This window comes from Microvirga sp. TS319 (assembly GCF_041276405.1).
Taxonomy (GTDB): domain Bacteria; phylum Pseudomonadota; class Alphaproteobacteria; order Rhizobiales; family Beijerinckiaceae; genus Microvirga.
Genome location: NZ_JBGGGT010000001.1, coordinates 723,154 through 742,085, shown reverse-complemented (window position 1 = coordinate 742,085; position 18,932 = coordinate 723,154). Strand labels below are relative to the sequence as shown.

Here is an 18,932-nt window from a genome sequence, read left to right as displayed (position 1 = left end):
TTGCGGTCATGAGGCCATAAAAAAGAAAAGGCCGGGCTAGGCCCGGCCGTGACATCGTCAGGATCGTTGGGTCATACCCGGTAGCGCCCGTTGCGCTTGACATAGACGGTCGCTCCGACGGGAACGCGCTCGTAAAGATCCACGATGTCCTCGTTGAGCATGCGTACGCAGCCGGAGGAGACCTGCTCGCCGATGCTCCAGGGCTCGTTCGTCCCGTGGATGCGGAAGAGAATGTCCCGGCCATCCTGATAGAGGTAGAGGGCGCGGGCGCCGAGCGGATTGTCGAGACCGGCTTCGCGGAATCGCGGAAGATCGGGCTTGATGCCGACCATGGTCTTGGTGGGCGACCAGGCGGGCCATACGCCCTTGCGCCCGACGGACGCCATGCCCTTCCAGGAAAAGCCCTGCTTGCCGACGCCGACGCCGTAGCGAATCGCCGTCCTGTCTGGCTGCACGAGGTAGAGCATACGCTCGTCGATATCGACCACGATGGAGCCGGGTTTCTCGGGACCTTCATAGGTCACTGTCTGCTTGGCGTATTTCGCATCCATCCGTCTGCGGTCGACAAGCGGAACGTCGAACGGCTTGTCGGGCATGGAGCCGATGTACCAAGCCGCATAGTCGTCCGCCGCCGCCTCCACGGGTACGGAAGGCTGCTGAGCGGTCTGGCAGGCAGAAAGCGAAGCGCTCAAGAGAGCGCCGAGAATCAGGCGTCGGATCATGGGTTTGATTCTACCGGAAAAGGCGTTGCCGACTACCTAGAGCCCCGTGGGGCATTTGGCTGTGCCCCTCCTGCAACACCTTTCCGAGAATTTAACTTTGTTACCCTTCGATCCGGGAGAAGTCCGCCACCGTGCGTGTCGCCTCGCGGATGCTGTTGAGCAGGCGCAGGCGGTTGGCCCGAAGGGCCGGATCATCCGCATTCACCGTTACCTTGTCGAAAAACGCGTCGACAGGCTGGCGCAGGCGGGACAAGGCCCGCATCGCGCCCTCGAAATCCTCCGTTTCGACGGCCTTCCTGGCCTCTTCCTTCGCGCCATGGAGAACGACCGCGAGGGCCTTTTCCTCAATCTGACCGTGATCGTTCACGATTTGGAGATCGGGAGCCTCGTCGTAGGAGCGTCCGTCCTTCTTCTCCTCGATGCGCAGGATGTTCGCCGCACGGCGGTAGCCCGCGAGGAGATTCGCGCCATCCTCGGTATCGAGGAAGCGGCCGAGCGCCTCGACGCGGCGAACGATCATGAGCAGGTCGTCCTGTCCTTCGAGCGCGAACACGGCATCGATGAGATCGTGACGTGCGCCCTGATCGCGGAGATAGACCTTCAGCCGGTCGGCGAAGAAGGAAAGCAGGTCGAGCGAACGCACGTACATGATGCGCGCCAGGCTCTCCGCATTCCCCAACTGCCGCTGGCGGAAGATCGACTCCAGATCCGGAAGCGCAGGATGCGAAACGAGCGGAGCGAAGGCGCTGTCCTCGATCGCCTCGACAAGCTTCTTCGCCTGGAGGAACTCCTCGAACAGAACGTCCTTCGCGTCCCGGGCGAACGGCTTCGCCAGCAGGGAGATCAGCTGCAGCTTGATGTTGTTCTCGAGCACCAGCCTGATGACGCCCAGAGCGGCGCGGCGCAAGGCATAGGGATCCTTCGAGCCGGTCGGCTTCTCGTCGATGGCCCAGAAGCCCACGAGCGTGTCGATCTTATCGGCGAGGGCCACGGCAACCGAGACGGGATCGGTCGGCACGCGGTCGGAGGGACCGAGAGGCTTGTAGTGCTCTTCGATGGCTGCGGCGACGGAGGGGTTCTCGCCCTGCAGGGCCGCATAGTAGCGGCCCATGAGACCCTGCAACTCGGGAAACTCGCCGACCATCTCGGTGACGAGATCGGCCTTGGCGAGATGCGCGGCGCGCTCGGCCAAGGACGGATCCGCTCCGACGACGGGAGCAAGCTCCCTAGCAAGCGCCGCGATGCGCTCGACACGCTCATATTGCGTACCGAGCTTTTCGTGGAAGACGATGGCCTTGAGCTTCTCCAGCCGGTCTTCCAGCTTCACGCGCTGGTCCGTCTCCCAGAAGAACTTGGCGTCGGACAGACGGGCCCGCACCACGCGCTCGTTGCCGCCGACGATCGTCGTGCCGCCGTCGCTGGCGGCAAGGTTGGACGTCAGGAGAAAACGGTTGGCGAGCTTGCCGGTCGCGGAATCGCGCAGCACGAAGCATTTCTGATTCGCCCGGATGGTGGTGCGGATCACCTCCGGCGGAATGTCGAGAAAGGCTTCGTCGAACGAGCCCATGAGCACCACCGGCCATTCGACCAGCCCGGCGACCTCCTCCAGCAGGCCCTCGTCCTCGACGAGTTCGAGCCCTTGCGCGAAAGCGAGGTCCTTCGCGTCGTGCAGAATCATGTCCTTGCGGCGATCCGCATCGAGCACGACCTTCGCGCGCTCGAGCGCGGGCACGTAATCGTCGAAGCGCTTCACCCGGATCTGGCCCGGCGCGAGGAAACGGTGCCCGTAGGTCACATCGCCGGAGGCGATGCCGTCCACCTCGAAGCGCACGACCTCCGGGTCCTCCGTTTCGGGCCCGAAGGTGCAGAGAACCGATTGCAGGGGACGCACCCAGCGCAACGAGCCGGGCTCGGCGGAAGCTGCGCCCCAGCGCATCGATTTCGGCCAGGGGAACGTCTTGACGATCTGCGGCAGGATCTCCGCCAGCACGTCCGTCGTCGCGCGGCCGGGCTTCTCGATCACCGCGACGTAGAACTCGCCCTTCTTCGGATCGCTCTCGATCCTCGCCTGATCGATCGAGGCGAGCCCCGCTCCCTTCAGGAAGCCCTGGATCGCCGCATCGGGCGAGCCGACGCGCGGACCTTTGCGCTCCTCGCGCACGTCCTGCCCCTTCACGGGCAGACCCATGACGGTGAGCGCGAGGCGGCGCGGCGTGGAGAACGCCTGCGCGCCCTCGTAAAGGAAGCCGCGCTCCACCAGCGCGTCTGTGACGAGCTTCTTCAGATCCTCCGCCGCGCGGCGCTGCATGCGGGCGGGAATTTCTTCGGAAAAGAGTTCAAGGAGAAGATCGGGCATGGCGGTGCGTTCTCTACCCTCCCCTCGAGGGGGAGGGTCGGCCGTCAGGCCGGGGTGGGGTGGGAAGCGCAACGGCTTCGGATTGAGGCGAGCCATACAGGCCCGCATAAATGGTGTCGAGAACGCCGGGCATGTTCTCGATCAGCTCGACATTCCAAAAGCGGATGACACGATAGCCTTCGCTTTCGAGCCATCGGGTCCGGCATTCGTCTTTGACTGCAACGGCATCGTCAGCGTGATGGCCGCCATCGAGTTCGACGATGAGGCGTGCTTTCAGACAGACGAAATCGGCGACATAAGGACCGATGGACACCTGCCGTCTGAAATGGCTCCCGTAAACCGGAATGCTCTTCAGAGCGCGCCAAAGCATCTGCTCAGGCCCGGTCGTATTCGAGCGAAGCTGTTTTGCACTTTCGCGTCTGAAGCGGCCAATGTTCGACATGACTGGTTTTCTGTTGCGGCGCCACCCCACCCCGGCCTAACGGCCGACCCTCCCCCTCGAGGGGAGGGTTAACAGGGTGTTTCACGCAGCCACACCCCCGCCCTCGGTCTTCAGCCATGCCGCGCCGCAGGCCTTCGCCAGCTCGCGGACGCGCAGGATGTAACTCTGGCGCTCGGTGACCGAGATCACGCCGCGTGCGTCGAGCAGGTTGAACATGTGGCTCGCCTTGATGCACTGATCATAGGCCGGCAGCGCCATGAGGTGACGGCTGTCGTTGGTGCCCGACCGAGGCTCGCCCGCTTCGAGATATTTGCGGCACGCGGCTTCCGCGTCGCGGAAGTGACGGAACAACATCTCCGTATCGGCATATTCGAAATTGTGGCGCGAGTATTCCTGCTCGGCTTGCAGAAACACGTCCCTGTAGGTGACCTTGCGGTCGCCCTCAAGGCCGTTGAAGTTGAGGTCGTAGATCGATTCCACACCCTGCAGGTACATGGCGAGGCGCTCTAGCCCGTAGGTCAGTTCGCCGGCAACCGGCGAGCACTCGAAGCCCGCGACCTGCTGGAAATAGGTGAACTGGGACACTTCCATGCCGTCGCACCAGCACTCCCATCCGAGCCCCCAGGCGCCGAGCGTCGGGCTTTCCCAGTCGTCCTCGACGAAACGGACATCGTGGACCGCCGTGTCGATGCCGATCGCCTTCAGGGATCTGAGATAGAGATCCTGCAGGTTCGGCGGGTTCGGCTTCAGGATCACCTGGAACTGGTAATAATGCTGAAGGCGGTTCGGATTCTCGCCATAGCGCCCGTCCTTCGGACGGCGGGAAGGCTGCACATAGGCCGCGCGCCAGGGCTTGGGACCCAGGGCCCTCAAGGTCGTGGCTGGATGGAAGGTGCCTGCGCCGACCTCCATGTCGTAGGGCTGGAGAATGACGCAGCCCTGCTCGGCCCAATAGCGCTGGAGCGTGAGAATCAGGCCCTGGAAAGAGCGCGCGGGATTCATGTGCGCGGGTTCGCTCGTCATCAATGGCGTCCGGTCTGAAGAAAATGTCTGGCGAACCCTTGGGATGGTGGGCGTCTCAAGTCAAGCGCAGGGTTCACTGACCGTCATGGCAGGACTTGATCCGGCGACCCACGTCTTGCTCCTGCACGGTTTCTCAAAGCGTGGGTGTCCGCGACAGGCGCGGGCATGACGATACGAAGCGTATCCCCCACACGAGGCCGAGAAGACCGCGGCCCTACAATCCAAGCCGCGCCCAGGCCGCCCGTTCCTCCAGGGCCCCGACGATTTCGCCCGGATCGATCAGGCTTCCCCCGGTTACCGATCGGCGTCCAAGGAGACGGCCCAGCAAAGGCGGGCGGGCGGGCTCGATCATGCGCAGCTGCACCTTATCTCCGAAGCGCTCGCGCAGGACGGAGCGGGTATCGCCCAGGCCGTCGACGAGGCCGAGGTCCAGAGCCTCCGCTCCGACCCAAAAAGCACCGGAAAAGAGGTCCTCGTAGGAATCATTGAGCCTCCCGCCCCGGCGGGTGCGGACAAGATCGACGAAGACCTCGTGGATCTTGCTCTGAAGGCCTTTGAGACGGGCGACGTCCTCCGGGTTTTCCGGTCTGAACGGGTCGAGCATCGCCTTGTTCTGGCCGGCCGTATGAACGCGCCGCTCCACGCCGATGCGGGCAATCAGCTCCTGGAAACCGAAGCCCGCCGAGACCACGCCGATGGAGCCCACGATGGAGGCGGGATCCGCGAAAATCTCGTCCGCCGCGCAGGCGATCATGTAGCCGCCGGAGGCGGCCGCATCCTCCACGAAGGCGAGGACCGGGATCTTCTTCTCGTCCGCCAGAGCGCGGATGCGCTTGAAGATCAGGTGCGACTGAGCGGCCGATCCGCCGGGCGAATTGACCACAACGGCCACGGCCTTCGCCCCCGGAACGGAAAACGCCCGTTCCAGCATCTGCGCCACGTTCGCCATGGTCAGCCCCGAGCGAAGCGGCATGACCGCCCCGATGGGACCCGACAGGCGAACGATCGGCACGATGGGGTCGCGATAGCTACGGAACCGGCTTGGCAGAAGGAACTGAAGACGGGCGGGAAGCACGGATGAGAGGGATGTCTGGGCCATGGCTCACATGTAGGGCATGAAGCACAGCTTCCCAAGATGAACCTCTCGTTAGGGAAACCTTCGGCATTCGTTCAGTTGAATCTCCCTAGAAAACGGGCATCGAGGAGATTCACCCACCGGCCGCTCCGGATACGAGCCCGAAACGGCCAAGGAGAAACGTTATGCGCAAGCTTCTTTTCGGACTTCTGGGATTTGCCGCCCTCGGCGTCGCCGGCCTGGCCGCCCCCCAGGCAGAGGCTCAGCCCTATTACGGCCACGGATACCGGCCAGGTCCCGACGTGGTGCGCCAGGACTATCGCCGACCTTATTATCGCGGTCACGGCTACGGCTATCGGCCGACCCGGGTGGTTCGCCGCTGCTGGGTCGAGCCCCGGCGGGTCTGGAACGGCTATCGCTGGGTCCACCGTCCCATCGAGGTCTGCGGCACGGTCCGCAGGCCCGGCCACCGCTGGTAATCTCGAGAAGGGCGCCCGAAGGCGCCCTTTTCATCGTGTCAGAGGAGATCCGCCTCTCCCAGATGCAGAGCCTGAGCCCGAGGCGTGAAGCGCCCGTCGTGCCCGTTGAGGATGAGAGGCGGCAGGATCGTCAAGGGAGCCCGGCTCCCCTTCGTGCCGGAGATGAGGACACGAATGGCAGGTTTCTCGGCGCTCGGATGCACGAAGCGCAGCTTCAACTCCCCCAGCGGACCGCACAACCCTTCAAGGCACTGGGCCAGCCGGTCAGCCCGGTGAATCAGGACGAAACGGCCCTTGGGCTTGAGCAGGCCCAGACATGCCTTGAGCCAGGCTTCCAGCCCACCCGCTGGCAGCGCATGGGCGACCGCCCTTCCCTCGTCCGGAGAGATTCGCGCCTGTCCCTCTTCCAGAAAAGGGGGATTGGTCACGACCAGATCGGCTGTTTCGGGATGCAGGCCCGCTGAGCGGCGGGCAGCTTTGTCCAGGACGTCGGTAACGTAAATTTCGGCCTCGACCCCGTTCGCGCGGCAATTCCGGCGGCACAGCTCGGCGAGAGCCGCGTCCCGCTCGACGAAGGCGAGTCTCACCTGGCGTTCGCGGGCCGCCACCATCAGGCCCACGGCCCCGGTGGATGCGCCGACGTCGACCACGCTGTCCCCAGCTTTTACGAACGCCGACACGGCGAGCAGCACGGCATCCGTCCCGGCCCGATGCCCTTTGGCGGGCTGGACCAGGGATACACGCCCGCCGAGCAAACAATCTTCCGTGAACGCACTCATGCAACTATCCTTGGCGCAGCTCGCCTTCGAGCCCCGCCTCGCGGATCAGCCGCCGGGCCTGATCCGCATCGTCGTCAGGCACCAGGAGCCGCCTGGGAAAAGCCCCGATCATCCCCTCCAGAGCGCTCATATGCATGTCTGCCACAAGAACGGAGATATTGGCGTTCTCCAATAAGGATTGTAGGAAGCCAACCAACACGAGATCGTTGGTGCGGACGATTTCGACCATTGGCTGACAACTTTCCTCTGTGGCAAGCGTTTGCATTGCGGCATGGAAAGTGCCATGCCACGGTGAATCATATTCCTACCGGCCATGCCGGCCGGCAACCCGGGTTTGAGACGTGGGCGTCGTCGTTCCTTTCGAAGATAAGCATCCTGAAAAGAATGCGGGCATCGAGAAGCTCGTCTCCCTTGTGGCCGCCGACATGCAGCGGGTCAATGCGATGATCCTGTCGCGGACGGGATCCGAGGTCACCATGATTCCGGAGGTGGCCAACCATCTCATCTCCTCCGGCGGCAAGCGCCTGCGCCCCATGCTCACCCTCGCGACCGCCGGCCTGTCCGGATACGAGGGCGACGGCCATGTGAAGCTCGCGGCCGCCGTCGAGTTCATGCACACGGCCACCCTGCTCCACGACGATGTGGTGGACGAGAGCGACATGCGTCGCGGCAAGATCGCAGCCCGCATCAAATGGGGCAACGAGGCGAGCGTGCTCGTGGGAGATTTTCTCTTGGGCCAAGCCTTCCGCATGATGGTGGAAGTGGGCTCGCTGCGCGCCCTCGACATTCTCTCCGCCGCCGCGACCGTGATCGCGGAAGGCGAGGTGATGCAGCTTGCCGCCGCCAAGAACACCGAAACCACCGAAGACGAATATCTCGCGGTGATCCGGGGCAAGACGGCGGAACTCTTCGCCGCCGCCTGCGAGGTCGGTCCCGTGATCGCCAGCCGGTCGAAGGCGGAGCAGGCCGCCTGCCGCTCCTATGGCATGAATCTCGGCATTGCCTTCCAGCTCGTGGACGACGCCCTCGATTATGGCGGCAAGGCTGCGATGCTGGGCAAGAACCTGGGCGACGATTTCCGCGAAGGAAAGATTACGCTTCCGGTCGTTCTGTCCTTCCGCCGCGGCTCGGCGGAGGAGCGCACCTTCTGGAAGCGCGTGCTCGAGCAGGGAGAAATCCAGGACGGCGACCTCGAGCAGGCCGTCGCGATCATGCGCCGGCACAGGGCCCTGGAGGACACCATCGAGCGCGCCCGCCATTACGGCTCGATGGCGCGGGATGCACTCGCCCTCTTCCCGTCGAGCCCCATGAAGCAGGCTCTGCTCGACACGGTCGATTTCTGCATCGCCCGAGCGCATTGAGCATGGCAGGATTGTTCTTTTTACAGAACAATCCGATTGACATAAAAATCAGCCGATATACAAATATCCCTGTCCCGAGGCGGCCTGTCCCCTTCGGGCCCGCGGTGATTTGAGACGAGCAGCTTGCCCCGCGTGATCAAAGGCTAAAGCGCCACGAGCGGCTTCCGCCTCGTGGTTCACGAGGGACGACTGGCCATGACGCACTCACCGTTCATGTCGATAGCGAGACCGATCCATCGGCATTCCCGCACCGAGCGGTGTTGTCGTCTCGCGTCCTGACCGTTCCTCGCCTTCCCCGAACCACATGTCCGGCCTCGTGTTGAAGTCCGGACAGATCTTGCCCGAAAGGTAGTCTTATGTCCGTTTTCAACCGCCGCACGCTCCTGTCCGCGACCTTCGCGCTCGGAGCAGCTCTGGCCGTGGCACTCCCCGCCGCCGCCCAGCAGAAAAGCATCAAGGTCGGCGTCATGTCCGGCGCCGAGGAAGAGGTGGCGCAGGTCGTCAAGAAGGTCGCTGCCGGAAAGGGGCTCAATGTCGAGCTCGTTCCCTTCTCCGATTACGCCCTCGTGAACGAAGCGTTGGAACGCAAGGATCTCGATGCCAACGCCTTCCAGCACAAGCCCTATCTCGATGCGCAGATCGCAGCGCGCGGCTACAAGATCGTGCCCGTGGGCTTCACGTTCGTGCAGCCGATCGGCCTCTACTCGTCCAAGGTGAAGTCCGTCGCCGACCTGCCGAAGGGAGCGAAGATCGGCATTCCGAACGATCCGAGCAACGGCGGTCGTGCGCTGAACCTCCTGGCTCAGGAAGGCCTGATCAAGCTCAAGGACGGCAAGGGCCTGTCGCCGAGCCTGCTCGATATCGCCGAGAACCCGAAGAACATCCAGTTCTCCGAGCTCGATGCCGCGCAGCTGCCTCGCGCCCTGCCCGATCTCGATGCGGCGGTCATCAACACCGACCATGCGCTCAATGCCGGTCTCGACATCCGCAAGGACACGATCGCGGTCGAGAAGCGCGAGGGCAATCCCTACGCGAACTTCATCGCGGCCCGTCAGGGTGACGAGAACCGTCCGGAGATCAGGACCTTCGTGGAATCCTACCAGTCTCCGGAAGTCGCCAAGTTCCTGGAAGAGCGCTTCAAGGGCGCCATCATCCCGGCTTGGTAAGATTCTCGAGAGGTTCGAGCCTTCATCGACGTCATGGCCGGCCCTGCGCCGGCCATTCAGGTCTCAGGCCCCTGTCCCGAGAAGGACCGGGATGGCGACTGAGCGGCCAGCATCGGGTCAAGGCTCAACCGAGGCTCGTGGCCTCTACCCACCACTCCGGCCTGTGGCCAAGAACGAAGCGAGCGGCATCCGTCGCGCCCCGAGAATCGTCATAGAGACCGAACACGGTCGCGCCCGAGCCCGACATGCGCGCGAGACGGCAGTTCCTGGTCCGGGCGACGAGGTCGAGCGCCTCCCCGATCACCGGCTGAATCGTTCGAGCAGGCGGTTCGAGATCGTTGCGCGCAGCCTCCAGGCTTCCCATCCAGGACCGAATCGAACCCGCTTCCGGAACAGGATGCGCCGCGCCGTCCAAGGATTGCCCCGTCTGCAATCCGAGTGCCCTGAACACGGCAGGCGTTTCGACGGGCACACGCGGATTCACCAAAACGGCGAAAAGCGGCGGCAGCGCCAGAGGCGGTCCGAGTTCCTCTCCGACCCCGCGCATCATCCGGGCCCGAGGATCGAGGCAGACCGGCACATCCGCGCCGGTAAGCCGCGCCGCCTCGCGCAGCGCCGGATGCGACAGGGGGAGATCGTTGAGCTGCGCCAGCAATCTGAGGGCCGCCGCCGCGTCGGATGAACCACCGCCGATTCCCGCGGCGACGGGCAGGCGTTTGATCAGGTGGAAAGCGCCGGTCTCGAGACCTGGCATCCGTTCGGCCAGGAGGCGCGCGGCCTTCAGAACGAGATTGTCCGCGGCGGTGCCCGCCGATGCGGCCGTCGGACCGCCAACCCGCAGCGAGAGATGGGGGCCCGGCACGAGCCGAAGATCGTCCCCCACCCCCGCGAAGGCCACGAGACTTTCGAGTTCGTGATAGCCGTCCGCCCGCCGCCCCAGGACATGAAGCGTCAGGTTGATCTTGGCGGGCGCGTGGTCGGCAAGGGACACGGACATGCTCATTCCATGCCCGAGGGAAAGTCTGATGGGAAGCAGGATCCTATGCCGTCATGCCAGGCCCCGTGCCGAGCACCTACCTCTTGTTCCGATGCTCCCTTCTTAGATAAGCGCATCGGTTGAGCGGACCCGAAGGGCCACGTTCGTGAAAACGGGTCCACTTTTCGCTCGCGCGGCTCGCTGGGCCTGCACGATGCGCCAGGCACAAAAATGTGGATGGCCGGGACAAGCCCGGCCATGACGAGGAACGGAGAGATAATCCGGATTAACCGCCGCTCTGCGGCATAGGCACCGGAGCCGGAGCGGGCGTGCTGTCGGCGGCGGCGGGATTCGGATCCTCCTCCAGACCGTTGTCGATCTTCTTGAGGATCTTCACGAGATCCTCCGGCTCGGGATTCGACGCCTTGGCGTGATCCCATTGGAACTTCGCTTCGATCTTGCGGCCGACCTTCCAATAGGCATCGCCCAGGTGATCGTTGATCGTCGGGTCTCCCGCCTTGAGGTCGACGGCCTTTTCCAGCTCCCGCACCGCATCCTCGTAGCGTCCGAGTCGGTAATAGGCCCAGCCGAGAGAATCGATGATCATGCCGTCGCGGGGGGCGAGTTCCACGGCCTTCGTGAGCATCTTGAAGGCATCGTCGATGTTCTCGTTCCGGTCGACCCAGGAATAGGCGAGATAGTTCATCACCTGGGCCTTACCGGCCGGCAGGCTGTCGGGCACCAGCTCCAGCGATTTCTTGAGGTCGGCTTCGGCCTTGTCCCACTGCTTCGCCCGCTCATAGGACGTGCCGCGATAGAAGAACAGGATCCAGTGGCCGCGCTGCGGCGTTCCGACGAGCTCGATGGCCCGGCCGTAGGTCTCGGCCGCCTCCGCGAACTTCTTGCGCGAACGCTGCACGTTGCCGAGCGCCATCACCACTTCGACGTCGTCCGGGCGCTCCTTCATGAGCTTGTCGAGATAGGCCATGGACTCTTCGCCGCGTCCCATCTGCTCATAGTTCTGCCCGATGGCGATGTCGGCGCTCGTGCGGATCGGCGCGTCCTTCGGAACCCGTTCGAAGATCGCGTTCGCCTGCTCGTATTGCTTGAGGCGCTCATAGACGTCCCCGAGGGTGATCAGCGCGAGGGGATGATCCGGCTTCAGGTCCAGGCCGAGCTGGAGATAGATGATGGCGGTCAGCTCGTCACCCTGCGTGTTGCCCACCACGCCAAGGCCGTAGAGCAGCTCGGCCGCGCCGTCCTGCGCGTTCGTCACGAGGGGCGTGAGCGGCTTGCCCTCCTGCAGGGCCGCCAGCGCGGACCTGACGATGGGATGGCGCGGAGCGAGTTCATCGAAGGCCTTGTAGACGGCGATCGCCTCGTCCTTCTTGCCCTGCTTGGCCAGAAAACGGCCATAAGCGTCGACCACCTGCAAGGTGTTCTTCTCGCCCTCATAGGCGGCCTTGAAGCGCTTCTCGGCCTCCTTCGTGTTGCCGACCACGTCGGCGATCAGAGCCGCGTGGTATTCGCGGAACTGGTTGAAAGCGCGCTCGCTCTTGAGCTTGTCGACCGTCGCCAGCGCCTGTTTGCCGTCCTTCGCCCCGGCATAGGCCCAGGCCGTCAGGAGCGTTGCGGTGAGGTCCGCCTGGCGGCCGCGCATTCCCTTGCTGAGACGAGTGCGGGCATCGGCGTATTTCTGCGCCTTCATCGAGCGGACCGCGAGGGCGAACTGCGCGAGATTGTTGGACGAATCGCGCTTGGAGAGACGCTCGGCGACCCGATAGGCCTCCTGCATGGAACCGTTGCCGAGGAACGCCACGAAACCACGCTCAAGCAGTTCCTGATTGCCGGGATCGGCCTGGATGGCCTCGCGGAAATACAGGGAGGCGGCTTGCGTGTCGCGGGCGGTACCGGCCACATAGGCCGAGAGAAAGTTGCCCTCCAGGCTCTGGGCAGGTGTCAGAGCCTCGTTTGGATCTGTGTTGACCGCCAAGGCGGGCGAAGCCAGAAGGCCGGCCGCCACCAAAACGAGTGCAGGTAAACCCTTGCGGGCCAAAGGCAATTTGAACGTGGGCACGAAGCGCGGCTCCAATCATCGCGACATCTCAGGGCAAGGAAGGTAGGAGATGTGCGCCAAATCAGGCCGGAGAATGGCGTTTCCCCTTAGCGGCGGCAAGGGGGGAGATTGCCGCTGGGAGCGTAAAAGCCTCGTGAGGAGCCGATCGGGTTCGCTGCCCAGACCCTGAACGGTCGATCAGAACCTCGTTATCCCCGACCCTCGGCCGGGGATCCATGTCCCTGGCCCGTTGCGGTCCGTGAGGACGGGAACGGCCGGGTCGAGCCCGGCCCGGACGCGAGAGGATCATGGAGGCAGGAGGCGGCCAGCTCACATGTTCACGTAGTTGGGCCCGCCGCCGCCTTCCGGAGTGGTCCAGACGATGTTCTGGTTCGGATCCTTGATGTCGCAGGTCTTGCAGTGGACGCAGTTCTGCGCGTTGATCTGGAACCGCACCCCGCCCTCGCCTTCCACCCATTCATAGACCCCGGCCGGACAGTAGCGCTGCGAGGGGCCGCCATAGACGTCGTGCTCGGAGGCCTTCTGCAGGCCCATGTCCTTCACCTTCAGGTGGACCGGCTGGTCCTCCTCATGGTTGGTGTTGGATAAGAATACCGACGAGAGCTTGTCGAAGGTCAGCACCCCGTCCGGCCGCTCGTAGCGGATCGGCGTCACCTGGCTGACCGGCAGCAGGCACTCGTGGTCCGGCTTGCCATGCTTCATCGTGCCGAACGGCGACCAGCCGAACAGCTCCGTCATCCACATGTCGAGACCGCCCAACGCCACGCCGGCCGCCGTACCGTAGCGCGACCACAGCGGCTTGACGTTGCGCACCCGCTTCAGGTCCGCCCCGATGGGCGAGGAGCGCCAGCCCTCTTCGTAGGACGAAACCTCGTCGTGGGCCCGGCCCGCCTGCAGGGCCGCGAAGACATGGTCGGCGCATTGCATGCCCGAGAGCACGGCGTTGTGGCTGCCCTTGATGCGCGGCACGTTCACGAAGCCGGCACTGTCGCCCACGAGGCAGCCGCCCGGGAAGGACAGCCGCGGCACCGACTGCCAGCCACCCTCCATGATGGCCCGCGCGCCGTAGCCGATGCGCTTTCCGCCCTCGAACACGTCGCGCACCATCGGATGGGTCTTGAAGCGCTGGAACTCGTCGAAGGGCGAGAGCGTCGGGTTCTTGTAGTTGAGGTGCACCACGAAGCCGACCGACACGAGATGGTCGTCGAAATGGTAGAGCCAGGAGCCGCCGCCCGCGTTGTTCGGCAAGGGCCAGCCCATCGAATGGCGCACCAGCCCGGCCTGGAACTTCTCCGGCCTCACGTGCCAGAGCTCTTTGATGCCGAGGCCGTATTTCTGGTGGTCACGGCCGTGGTTCAGGCCGAAGCGCTCGACCATCTGCTTGGTGAGCGAGCCGCGCGCGCCCTCGCCGAAGATCGTGTACTTGGCGCGCAGTTCCATGCCGCGGGTGAAATTGGCGTTGGGCTCGCCGCCGCGGCCGATCCCCATGTCGCCCGTGGCGACGCCCACCACCTTGCCGTCCTCGATCAGCACCTCGGACGCCGGAAAGCCCGGATAGATCTCGACCCCGAGCTCTTCCGCCTTGCGGCCGAGATAGCGCGCGACGTTGCCGAGGGAGCCGACGAAGTTGCCGTGGTTGTTCATGAGCTTGGGCATGAACAGGTTGGGCAGCCGCACGCCGCCCGCGTGGCCGAGATACATGAACTCGTCGGCCGTCACCTGCGTGTGGAGCGGGCGGTCGGGATCATTGCGCCAGTCCGGCAGCAGGGCGTCGAGGCCGATCGGGTCGATCACCGCGCCGGAGAGAATGTGCGCGCCGACCTCGGATCCCTTCTCCACCACGACTACGGAGATGTCCTGGCCCTGTTCCACCGCCTGCTGCTTGAGCCGGATCGCGGCCGCCAATCCCGCAGGACCGGCGCCGACAATGACGACGTCGAACTCCATCGCTTCACGGGCGGGCAGATCGGACATGAGTGTTCTCCTGTACGCGACTTCAAAGCCGAGCGCTTCCGGCGGTTTACATATGAACCGTCCGCCCGCCTTCTCAAGTCCTGTCTTTGTTAGGGACTGTTCCTAACTTCATCGGCCCTGCGCTGAAAGTTCCCTTTCAGTATAAGGTTATGCCGAAATCCGATCATGACCACCGATGCGGAGATCCCGGCCGAGCGAATCCTTCGGTTGTCCCTCTCCTCCGGGTCTCTTACAATGGGCGCATGCAGGATGATCCTTCCGACCGCAAGGCGTTCTATGCGCTTTTCGACACATCCATCGGCTTCTGCGGCCTCGCCTGGAACGGCCGCGGCGTCGTCGGCGTGCAGCTGCCGGAGGACGATGCGTCCAGGACGCGCAGCCGCTTGGCGAAGCGTTTTCCGGGAAGCTCCGAAGCTCCTCCTCCGCCCGCCATTCAGGCGATCATCGCCGACGTGATCGCCCTGCTGCAGGGCGAGGCCCGTGATCTGTCCGCCGTGCCTCTGGACCTGGAAGGCGTGCCGGATCTTCACCGGCGTGTCTACGACGTCGCCCGGACTATCCCGCCCGGCCGGGTCCTGACCTACGGCGAGATTGCGTCGCGGCTCGGAATCGACAATGCCCGGCTGATCGGCCAGGCACTCGGGAAAAACCCTTTCGCCATCATCGTGCCCTGTCACCGGGTCGTCGCGGCGGGCGGCAAGCTCGGCGGCTTTTCGGCCAATGGCGGTGGCATGACGAAGCGCCGGCTGCTTGCCATCGAAGGCGCCAGGCGCGACGATGGCCCGACGCTTCTCGACCTGCTATCCTGAGCGCCAGAGCATCGGGCCCAAAAGCGGGAACCGGCTTTGGGATTCCATCCGATGCTCCCTTCTGAGATGAGCGCATCGTTCTTGCGAAAAAACCGGGGCCACTTTTTCGCACGATGCGCTAGTTGCGGACCTGAGTTGTTCATCCGGCCGAGGATGCTTACATACACCCCATGCAGGATCTCCCGTCCGACCGCGATGCTTTGAAGGCGCTCCTCGACTTCCATGTCGAGGCGGGGGTAGATCTTGCCCTCGACGAGACCCCGCACAATCGCTTCGCGGAGCCGAAGCCCGAGCCCGCCCAATCCAGAGGTCAGGCCCCTCAGCGCGCCGCTGCCGCTGCCCCTCCTTCCGCCTCGTCTCCCCTGCCCCAGGCCCTGCCCCGAACCCTGCCCAAGGCGGCCGCCGGCGCGCCCGACGAGGTGGCGAGCCTCGCCCGCGAGCAGGCCCGCCACGCGCAGTCCCTGGAAGAACTCGAGGCGATCCTGGCAGGGTTCGACGGCTGTACCCTGAAATTCTCCGCCAAGAATCTGGCCTTCGCCGACGGCAACCCCAAGGGCCGCGTGATGCTGGTGGGCGAAGCCCCGGGAGCTGACGAGGACCGGATCGGCAAGCCTTTCATGGGCCGCTCCGGCCAGTTGCTCGACCGGATGCTCGCCACCATCGGTCTCGACCGCAGCCAGGTCTACGTGGCCAATATCGTGCCCTGGCGGCCGCCGGGCAATCGCACTCCGACCCCCCAGGAGGTCGCGATCTGCAAGCCGTTCATCGCCCGTCAGATCGAGCTGGCCTCGCCTGAATTCCTGCTCTGCCTCGGCGGCCCGGCGGCACAAAATCTTCTCGGCCTCAAGGACGGCATCCTTCGCACCCGCGGGCGCTGGTTCACCTACAAGACGGAGGACGGCCGCGAGATCCGCGCCCTGCCGACGCTGCACCCGGCCTATCTCCTGCGCCAGCCCCTGCAGAAGCGCCTCGGCTGGCGGGATTTCATGGCCGTGAGGCGGGCTCTCGACGGACGGGAATGAGGAGCCTCCTTCGGCTCCGGCCGGAACCGAGCTATATGCTCACGCCTTAAGTTCGTGCGGCAAGTGGCGCCGCTGCTTGTAGGTGAAACATGCGCTGGGAAGACTTTCGAACCTCGTCCAATGTGGAAGACCGTCGCGGCATGGGCATGGGTGGCGCAGGCGGTCTCGGCATCGGCACCATCGTGGTTCTGGGCCTGATCGGCTGGGCCCTCGGCATCGATCCGCGCATTCTGATCGGCGGCGCCGAGATGCTCAACGGCGGCGGATCGGGCTATCAGCAGAGCCAGCCGGGCCGCCAGGGCACGCCGCAGGACGATGCGGGGCGCTTCGCCGCCGCGATCCTCGGCAACACGGAAGACGTGTGGAAGGTGGTTCTGCCCCAGCAGGCCAATAAACAATACACAAATCCGAAGATGGTGTTGTTCACAGGGGCAACGCGCTCAGGCTGCGGCGGCGCGCAATCGGCCATGGGCCCGTTCTACTGCCCGCTCGACCAGACCGTTTACATCGACCTGTCCTTCTTCCAGGAGATGCAGCAGCGCTTCCAAGCAGGAGGCGACTTCGCCTATGCCTATGTGCTCGCGCACGAGGTCGGGCACCACGTGGAGAACCTGCTCGGCATCCTGCCCCGCGTCCAGGAGCGCCAGCGCGAGGTCGGCCAGTCCGAGGCGAACCAGCTCTCGGTGCGCGTCGAACTGATGGCCGATTGCCTGGCGGGCGTCTGGGCTCACCATTCCAACCAGCGCTGGCAATCCCTCGAACAAGGGGACATCGAGAAAGCGATTCGAGCCGCCTCGGCCATCGGCGACGACAAGCTGCAGCAGCAGAGTCAGGGTCGGGTCGTGCCGGATTCCTTCACCCACGGCTCGTCGCAGCAGCGTACGACCTGGCTCACGACCGGCTTGAAGAGCGGCTCGATCCAGGCCTGCGATACGTTCAGAGCTGCGAAGCTTTAAGGCTGCATTTCCTTACGGAGCAATTAGCCCATAACTGGCGGCGATCTCCGTCAGGCGACCATGCTCATCAGCGCGCCATACAATGGTCGCGCTCTCCCTAGAGCATCGGACGCAAAAGTGGGAACCGGTTTTGCGTGAAAAGATGCTCAAAACATAGACTTATAGCATCAGACGTGAGTTCGATTTCACGTCCGATGCTCTAATGACTGGAGAAGCAGACCTCGTAAACTTTACGTAGTACTGACGATCAAGAGTCAGTACTTCGCCCCATCCTTCCTGCATAAGTGCGGCTCTCAATGCTGCTTCACAGGAGCCTAAGGGAAATTGCTCTTGTACGCGATGGCTGAACTCGTTCTCTGCCTCCTTGAGATTATTCGACAAACCCGCGGCCAATGATGGCAAGGGATTAGAGTATTTGAAGAATATGTCGATGCTTGCGATGGCAGCGGTAAAAAATCCAATTATGATGGCCAGTGTCTTCAATACCCTCGTGGCTTATTGCTAACCCCAGGAAAACTTACCTTGCAACTAAATTGCAAGGTTGATCTTCACCCAGTTCTACAGAGTCAAAGCCAATCATGCCCGGCATCGACGAAACGCTCACCTTCGTTCCCTTGTCCATCGCGGTGCTCACCGTGTCGGACACACGCTCCCTCGATGAGGACAAGTCGGGGTCGACGCTCGCGGAGCGCCTCACGGGGGCCGGTCACCGACTCGGAGACCGGGCCATCGTGCAGGACGATGTGGAAGCCATCCGCGCGAAGGTGAAGGGCTGGATCGCGGATCCGGCCATCGACGTGATCATCACCACGGGGGGCACGGGCTTCACGGGCCGGGACGTCACGCCGGAAGCCGTCGAGCCCCTGTTCGAGAAGCGCATGGACGGTTTTTCCGCCGTCTTCCACCGGATCTCCTACGACAAGATCGGAACCTCCACGATCCAGTCGCGCGCGACGGCGGGCGTGGCGAACGCGACCTTCATCTTCGTGCTTCCGGGCTCGCCGGGAGCCTGCAAGGATGCGTGGGACGGCATTCTCCTCACGCAGCTCGATTACCGCTATCGCCCATGCAATTTCGTGGAAATCATGCCGCGCCTCGACGAGCATCTGAAGCGCGGGACGCTTAAAGGCTGATCAGCCGAAGACAGGATCGCGCTCGATCCGGGCCGAGAGGCGCACCGGTGTACGGGCCTTGACCTCATTGAGCAGCACGCGGCGATGAACCAGATCGCCGGCCATAATCGACGAGCGTGCGAAAACACGGCGCATGAAGCCCGCGGGGCCAGTGCTCCGACGGTGGAACCGGGCGAGCCCCCGCTCGGGCGTCGAGAGCGTCACGAACCGGTCGAGAACCCGGATCCAGCCTTCCTGCGGAATATCCCCGTCCTCGAGGCAAAGCAGCCAGTCGCGCCGGGCGATTCCCGCGCCTTCGCCCCAGCAACGGTTCTCCGTCACGACCAGACCGGCCCCCATGGCATCGGCGACCGCAGCGACGGTCTCGTCGTGCCGGGCGGCCAGAATGACCGCGTCGCCCACGAGCCCTGCCGCGACCGCGGGCACGAGAGCGCTCAAAGTGGCGGCCAGAGCCTCGGGCCCATGCGCGACGCGGACGAGAACGGTGATCATGTCTCTCCTTATAGCTCCTTCGGGTGGAAACGTCGCCGACAAGATCATCCATGAGGGATCTTGATTTTGTTCCTCGTTTGTTCTGTTCTA

General features: G+C 64.1%; 18 protein-coding genes. 7 read left to right on the top strand and 11 right to left on the bottom strand.

What is annotated here, in order from left to right; all coding sequences use genetic code 11:
- Positions 1 to 71: 71 nt before the first annotated feature.
- From AB8841_RS03400 to AB8841_RS03380, 5 genes are all read right to left on the bottom strand, one after another.
- Positions 72 to 722 carry a L,D-transpeptidase gene (locus AB8841_RS03400; RefSeq protein WP_370434452.1) on the bottom strand — a complete coding sequence of 217 codons (651 nt, stop codon included), beginning with the start codon at positions 720 to 722 and terminating at the stop codon, positions 72 to 74.
- 100 nt (positions 723 to 822) lie between these two features.
- Positions 823 to 3,078, bottom strand: coding sequence for a glycine--tRNA ligase subunit beta (glyS, locus tag AB8841_RS03395; protein ID WP_370434451.1), 2,256 nt, complete (start codon positions 3,076 to 3,078; stop codon positions 823 to 825).
- Between the two features lie 13 nt (positions 3,079 to 3,091).
- Entirely contained in the window at positions 3,092 to 3,520 is a 429-nt protein-coding gene (locus AB8841_RS03390; RefSeq protein ID WP_370434450.1) for an endonuclease domain-containing protein, read from the bottom strand.
- Positions 3,521 to 3,601: 81 nt separating this feature from the next.
- Complete coding sequence (locus AB8841_RS03385; protein ID WP_370434449.1) at positions 3,602 to 4,543, bottom strand: glycine--tRNA ligase subunit alpha; 942 nt, start codon at positions 4,541 to 4,543, stop codon at positions 3,602 to 3,604.
- A 214-nt stretch (positions 4,544 to 4,757) separates the two neighbouring features.
- On the bottom strand, positions 4,758 to 5,642 hold the full coding sequence (locus AB8841_RS03380; protein WP_370434448.1) for a S49 family peptidase: 885 nt from the start codon (positions 5,640 to 5,642) through the stop codon (positions 4,758 to 4,760).
- Positions 5,643 to 5,803: 161 nt separating this feature from the next.
- Between AB8841_RS03380 and AB8841_RS03375 the strand changes: the two genes are divergently transcribed.
- On the top strand, positions 5,804 to 6,097 hold the full coding sequence (locus AB8841_RS03375) for a hypothetical protein (RefSeq protein WP_370434447.1): 294 nt from the start codon (positions 5,804 to 5,806) through the stop codon (positions 6,095 to 6,097).
- Between the two features lie 38 nt (positions 6,098 to 6,135).
- On the opposite strand, the gene AB8841_RS03370 is transcribed toward AB8841_RS03375, so the two are convergent.
- Entirely contained in the window at positions 6,136 to 6,876 is a 741-nt protein-coding gene (locus AB8841_RS03370; protein ID WP_370434446.1) for a tRNA1(Val) (adenine(37)-N6)-methyltransferase, read from the bottom strand.
- 4 nt (positions 6,877 to 6,880) lie between these two features.
- Positions 6,881 to 7,105: a DUF2007 domain-containing protein gene (locus AB8841_RS03365; RefSeq protein WP_370434445.1), complete on the bottom strand. Its 225-nt coding sequence runs from the start codon at positions 7,103 to 7,105 to the stop codon at positions 6,881 to 6,883.
- Between the two features lie 112 nt (positions 7,106 to 7,217).
- On the opposite strand from AB8841_RS03365, the gene AB8841_RS03360 reads away from it, so the two are divergent.
- Positions 7,218 to 8,237, top strand: coding sequence for a polyprenyl synthetase family protein (locus tag AB8841_RS03360; protein WP_370434444.1), 1,020 nt, complete (start codon positions 7,218 to 7,220; stop codon positions 8,235 to 8,237).
- A gap of 356 nt (positions 8,238 to 8,593) precedes the next feature.
- Complete coding sequence (locus AB8841_RS03355; protein WP_370434443.1) at positions 8,594 to 9,403, top strand: MetQ/NlpA family ABC transporter substrate-binding protein; 810 nt, start codon at positions 8,594 to 8,596, stop codon at positions 9,401 to 9,403.
- A 124-nt stretch (positions 9,404 to 9,527) separates the two neighbouring features.
- Here AB8841_RS03355 and AB8841_RS03350 read toward each other — a convergent pair whose 3' ends face one another.
- The 3 genes from AB8841_RS03350 to AB8841_RS03340 form a co-directional block, all read right to left on the bottom strand.
- Positions 9,528 to 10,400: a 4-(cytidine 5'-diphospho)-2-C-methyl-D-erythritol kinase gene (locus AB8841_RS03350; RefSeq protein ID WP_370434442.1), complete on the bottom strand. Its 873-nt coding sequence runs from the start codon at positions 10,398 to 10,400 to the stop codon at positions 9,528 to 9,530.
- Positions 10,401 to 10,665: 265 nt separating this feature from the next.
- The gene (locus tag AB8841_RS03345; RefSeq protein ID WP_370434441.1) at positions 10,666 to 12,456 is read right to left on the bottom strand and encodes a tetratricopeptide repeat protein; all 1,791 of its coding nucleotides are present in this window, start codon (positions 12,454 to 12,456) and stop codon (positions 10,666 to 10,668) included.
- Positions 12,457 to 12,765: 309 nt separating this feature from the next.
- Positions 12,766 to 14,430, bottom strand: a complete 1,665-nt coding sequence (locus tag AB8841_RS03340; RefSeq protein WP_370434440.1) for an electron transfer flavoprotein-ubiquinone oxidoreductase — start codon at positions 14,428 to 14,430, stop codon at positions 12,766 to 12,768.
- Between the two features lie 242 nt (positions 14,431 to 14,672).
- On the opposite strand from AB8841_RS03340, the gene AB8841_RS03335 reads away from it, so the two are divergent.
- From AB8841_RS03335 to moaB, 4 genes are all read left to right on the top strand, one after another.
- Positions 14,673 to 15,239, top strand: a complete 567-nt coding sequence (locus tag AB8841_RS03335) for a methylated-DNA--[protein]-cysteine S-methyltransferase (RefSeq protein ID WP_370434439.1) — start codon at positions 14,673 to 14,675, stop codon at positions 15,237 to 15,239.
- Positions 15,240 to 15,409: 170 nt separating this feature from the next.
- Entirely contained in the window at positions 15,410 to 16,261 is an 852-nt protein-coding gene (locus AB8841_RS03330) for a uracil-DNA glycosylase family protein (protein WP_370434438.1), read from the top strand.
- Between the two features lie 89 nt (positions 16,262 to 16,350).
- Complete coding sequence (locus tag AB8841_RS03325; RefSeq protein ID WP_370434437.1) at positions 16,351 to 17,217, top strand: neutral zinc metallopeptidase; 867 nt, start codon at positions 16,351 to 16,353, stop codon at positions 17,215 to 17,217.
- A 578-nt stretch (positions 17,218 to 17,795) separates the two neighbouring features.
- On the top strand, positions 17,796 to 18,350 hold the full coding sequence (moaB, locus tag AB8841_RS03320) for a molybdenum cofactor biosynthesis protein B (RefSeq protein ID WP_370434436.1): 555 nt from the start codon (positions 17,796 to 17,798) through the stop codon (positions 18,348 to 18,350).
- Here moaB and AB8841_RS03315 read toward each other — a convergent pair whose 3' ends face one another.
- Positions 18,351 to 18,842, bottom strand: coding sequence for a hypothetical protein (locus AB8841_RS03315; protein ID WP_370434435.1), 492 nt, complete (start codon positions 18,840 to 18,842; stop codon positions 18,351 to 18,353).
- Positions 18,843 to 18,932: the final 90 nt, after the last annotated feature.